6 protein-coding genes are annotated in these 3,767 nt (G+C 60.2%); all 6 read right to left on the reverse strand.

Annotation, left to right across the window (positions count from 1 at the left end):
- Positions 1 to 776 precede the first annotated feature (776 nt).
- Positions 777 to 1,637: a CsgG/HfaB family protein gene (locus DBR24_RS21440; protein ID WP_128615747.1), complete on the reverse strand. Its 861-nt coding sequence runs from the start codon at positions 1,635 to 1,637 to the stop codon at positions 777 to 779.
- Between the two features lie 29 nt (positions 1,638 to 1,666).
- Positions 1,667 to 2,098: a curli assembly protein CsgF gene (locus tag DBR24_RS21445; protein WP_128615748.1), complete on the reverse strand. Its 432-nt coding sequence runs from the start codon at positions 2,096 to 2,098 to the stop codon at positions 1,667 to 1,669.
- Entirely contained in the window at positions 2,095 to 2,487 is a 393-nt protein-coding gene (gene csgE, locus DBR24_RS21450; protein ID WP_128615749.1) for a curli production assembly/transport protein CsgE, read from the reverse strand. The genes DBR24_RS21445 and csgE overlap by 4 nt, the downstream gene beginning before the upstream one ends.
- Complete coding sequence (locus DBR24_RS21455) at positions 2,484 to 3,023, reverse strand: type II secretion system protein (protein ID WP_128615750.1); 540 nt, start codon at positions 3,021 to 3,023, stop codon at positions 2,484 to 2,486. The genes csgE and DBR24_RS21455 overlap by 4 nt, the downstream gene beginning before the upstream one ends.
- The gene (locus DBR24_RS21460; RefSeq protein ID WP_064588154.1) at positions 2,998 to 3,372 is read right to left on the reverse strand and encodes a type II secretion system protein; all 375 of its coding nucleotides are present in this window, start codon (positions 3,370 to 3,372) and stop codon (positions 2,998 to 3,000) included. Before DBR24_RS21460 ends, DBR24_RS21455 begins: the two co-directional genes overlap by 26 nt.
- A gap of 5 nt (positions 3,373 to 3,377) precedes the next feature.
- The coding region (locus DBR24_RS21465; protein WP_256591716.1) for a general secretion pathway protein GspG at positions 3,378 to 3,767 on the reverse strand (390 nt) is incomplete at its 5' end.

Below are 3,767 nucleotides of genomic sequence, written 5' to 3' on the forward strand. Positions count from 1 at the left end.
ATTACCGCCCTTTAAGGGTGTCCAGAATCATTAAGCCAGATCAACCGAGTGGTTTGGGAGAGGTACGCCGACGTGCGATACCCCGTTGAACTCAGATTTTGAAAGGCCCAAAAATCGGCACCCTCTCCCTCGGGAGAGGGCTGGGGTGAGGGGAAAATCCACCACAAATCCAAAGCCGACTACGCCCCGCTCTTCACCACTCAATAGGCCGAGTGTCAGCTCGCCTGCTTTTGATCTTGATCCACGGGCGACATCGGAAGGCTGAGTGTAGGGATTGATCCGGGCGTGGGAGCGCAGCGACCGTTTGGCACAGCCAAACACAGCGAGAGGAGGTGCAGCGAAGCAAACCGGAGGCGCTGCGCCCGGATCGGTCCCGGAGCGAAGGAACCCCGAGCCCCAGCGAGCGGGCCGCACGTAGGAGCAAGCGTTTTTTTGCTTACTTTTTTTAGGCGTTTGTAAAAAAAGTGAGTCGCCGTAAGGGCGAAACCCTAAGTGGTCGTTACCGCAGGAATGGATATGTACTCAATAAGAAAGAACCCTACCGCCTGACAGAAAGCCTTCGCGAGCAAGCTCGCTCCCACAATTGGAACTGCGTACACCAGCCAGAGCCTGGTCGGCTATCAGGCCGCCATCGCTGGCAAGCCAGCTCCCACAAATTTCTGGTACATCCGCAAAAGCATCAGCGTTTCATAGATAGCTATCGCCAGCAAGGCTAGCTCCTACAGTGGGAACCGAGTACATCGGCAAGAACCTGGTCGGCCCGAAGGCCGCCACGTTCACTCCGCCTCCGGATCCACCTTGTTCTGGCTCAAATACCGATTCAAAACATCATCCTGCGAAGGCACAGAAGCGTCCCCCGCCACCTGCCACAACCGCCGCTCAATCCCCTGCGCCACCATATGCCCCACCGCCGCCTCGATCGCCGACAACACACACAACTGCGCCGGTTCGTTAGTCGTATACCCGACCTCAGCCTCAAGCAACTTCTTGAACTCGATAAACTTGAAAATCCCCGCACTGCGCGCCACCGAATAAATCGTCTTGCTGGTCATCACATTCGCCAACACCTGCCCGCTACGCACATCCACCGCGCGCAAATTCACGGTCACCTGATCCACCCGATATTCACGCTGCAAATCGATCCCGAGATACCTCGCCCCTTCCCCACCGCTACGCACATTGGTGTCATAGGCAATGATCCCGCCCTCAAGCATCATGTTCGCCGCCTGCAACGGTGGCAGCTCACCCTGAATATTTACCGGCGTATTCGGCTTCTTCTGCGATGCGCGAATGATCTTGCGCTCGGTCAACAGGTTCTGCAGCCCTTCCCGCTCCAGTACCACAAACCAGCCACTGGCCTGCATCGCGTCCATCAACATCGACGCTGCGCCTTGGGTCACGCTGGTGGAAAACGAACTCGCCGGCGTCGGCTTGTACTGCCCGGTCTGATCACGGAAGCCGTACACCACCGCCATCAGCCGCCCCTTGGGGCGCGGCATCTTCAGCAAGTCGTAATAAGTCGAGGCCCTTGGAGTCAGGGTCGGGGTTTCGGTGTCCTGCTCGGCCGGCATCGGCTCACGCAGACTGCACCCTTGTAATGTCGCCAACATCAGCCCTAGCGCGATGATCTTTTTCATGTCCGTCTCTCCCCGGAACCGTCAGCCCGTCATGGGTTGAGGCCGTTCACCTGAATTTCCGAAACCTCACCGGTCGCTCGATCGGTCACTTCAATGCTCAGTGCCCCGGAGTCGTCGATGACGTTGACGATAAAAGAGTCAGTGGACAGGCTCCCCGTGTTGCCAGTGGAGATGTTGTCCAGCAACTGCCCTAGCAGCCGCGATTGCAATTGACTGGTGAAGCGCTCCAGCGCCGAGGTGCCGGCCACGCTCGAACGACTCTTGAGGTCCGGGTCGTCGTAATCGTTTTGCGCCTGGGCGTTGTTGAGCAGCCAGGTTCCGTTCAGCGGGTTGCCGCCGAACGATGGATTGACCGGCGTGTAGACCAGTTCGGTGGCCTGGACAGCCGCGGCGCTGGCGAGCCCGATCAACAACCCCGAGGTCCAGAATCCGCTGCGCCGTGAGAACGTTGTGCTGTTCATAGTTCGTCCTTCTCAAGGTCGGTGGTGTCCTGCAACAGAGCCTCCAGCTTGCGCTGGACTACCTGGCGTCGAACCCAGTCGGCGGCCGCGTAGGCCTCGTCCTTCAGTTCCACGGTGTTCGGCGGCAGGAAGCGCCGATAAACCAGGCGTTGCTGATATTCCACGGTCACCAGGCTGCCCCAGCGCGCGTCGGGGCGCTCGCGCACCACCAGGTTGAAATCCATCGGGCTGGTGTCACGCAGGCGTTCACTGAACGAGTAGTAAAAGTCGTGGCCGATGTGCGAGATCGTGTCGTCGACGATGAAGCCCATCATTTCGTCTTCTTCGCCGGCGTGGGCGCAGCACACCACAGCGGTGAGGATCAGCGCGCACCACCATTGGCGAGTCATGGCTGCAACGCCTGCGGCAGGTTCGACTGGCCTTTGGCCGGGCCATTGGTGCCCTCAAGGAAGGCTTTGTCGGCAACAAACTGCCAGTCCGAATAACGCTGCATGCCTTCGAAGTCCGACCACTGCGTCGGGAAATCCGCCTGCTTCAACGGCAGCTCCGTCGACGGGCTGTTGAGGCCGGTGATGCGTCCGTCGAAGCCGCGTTGCAGCGCCCATTCACCCTGACCGATCGGGTCCGGATAGAGCTGACGCAGGTGATGCCTGGCCTCAGGAAAACGCTGATCGTCGAGCAGGTCAGCAAGCTCTTTCGGGTACTGCGCCAGCCCCGGCGAACTGCGGTAGTAGCTGCGCAGTGCCTGAGCGTATTGGGTGCCGACCCAGAGCAATTGCTTCTCGCGATCGCGGCGCGAAGCGGTCGACCACAATTCGCCGGCACTGGCCAGGCCCATGCCCATCACGACAATCAGGAACAGCACGCCCAGGTAAGTGAAGCCACCCTGCTGCGCGCGGTTACCACTCGGCATACTGGCTGCCATCACGCGCCCTCCCGGTAGCACCGCTTTTGATGTCGGCCACGCCGCCCGCAACGCCGTCCGGTGGCGCGATCAGCACCCACTGGTCTTTGCGTTCGGTGATCGGATCAAGGGGCGCGCTGCGCAGGTAACGTTGTTCGATCAGTTGCTCGATGGAATCCGGGTAGCGGCCGGTGTCGCCGTAGAAGTGATCCAGCGCTTCACGCATCGCCGACAGACTTTGGCGCAGCGTGGTTTCCTTCGACGCTTCGAGGCTGTTGAAGTAGCGCGGCAGCGCGATGGTCATCAGCGTGGCGATGATCGCCATCACCACCATCAGCTCCAGCAAGGTAAAACCTTTTTCCCGGCGCATGAGGTTCACCACTCGCGGTAAGCGACACCGTTGAGGCCCTTGCCCCGGGCGTGGGAGTAGACGTCGAACACGTCTTCGCCATCGCGCGGGTTCTGAGCCGAACTGTTGTAGGCACGTATGCCCCAACCCCCTTCGTCATCACGTTTGGCCGGTACCAGCGGATCGCGCGGGATGCGGCGTAAAAAGTAGAACTTGGCGCCTTTGGCGCTGCGCACATCGCGCACGCCCTCGACCAGCACTTTCAGGTTCGGCGGGTAGCCGCTGCTGTTCAGCGACTTCTCGATGTAGCCGGCATCGAAGGCACGCTTATAGGCGTCGATACCATCGCGAATCTGGTACAGCGCATTGCGCAATTCCTGCTCCTTGCCACGCCGCACCAGGGTCTCGGTCAGGGG

This window comes from Pseudomonas sp. HMWF006, from assembly GCF_003061205.1.
GTDB lineage: Bacteria > Pseudomonadota > Gammaproteobacteria > Pseudomonadales > Pseudomonadaceae > Aquipseudomonas > Aquipseudomonas monsensis.

What these genes read in the sequence shown, in the direction of transcription:
- DBR24_RS21440 (WP_128615747.1), bottom strand. Translation starts at nt 1,637, where the DNA reads ATGAAAAAGATCATCGCGCTAGGGCTGATGTTGGCGACATTACAAGGG.
- DBR24_RS21445 (WP_128615748.1), bottom strand. Translation starts at nt 2,098, where the DNA reads ATGAACAGCACAACGTTCTCACGGCGCAGCGGATTCTGGACCTCGGGG.
- csgE (WP_128615749.1), bottom strand. Translation starts at nt 2,487, where the DNA reads ATGACTCGCCAATGGTGGTGCGCGCTGATCCTCACCGCTGTGGTGTGC.
- DBR24_RS21455 (WP_128615750.1), bottom strand. Translation starts at nt 3,023, where the DNA reads ATGGCAGCCAGTATGCCGAGTGGTAACCGCGCGCAGCAGGGTGGCTTC.
- DBR24_RS21460 (WP_064588154.1), bottom strand. Translation starts at nt 3,372, where the DNA reads ATGCGCCGGGAAAAAGGTTTTACCTTGCTGGAGCTGATGGTGGTGATG.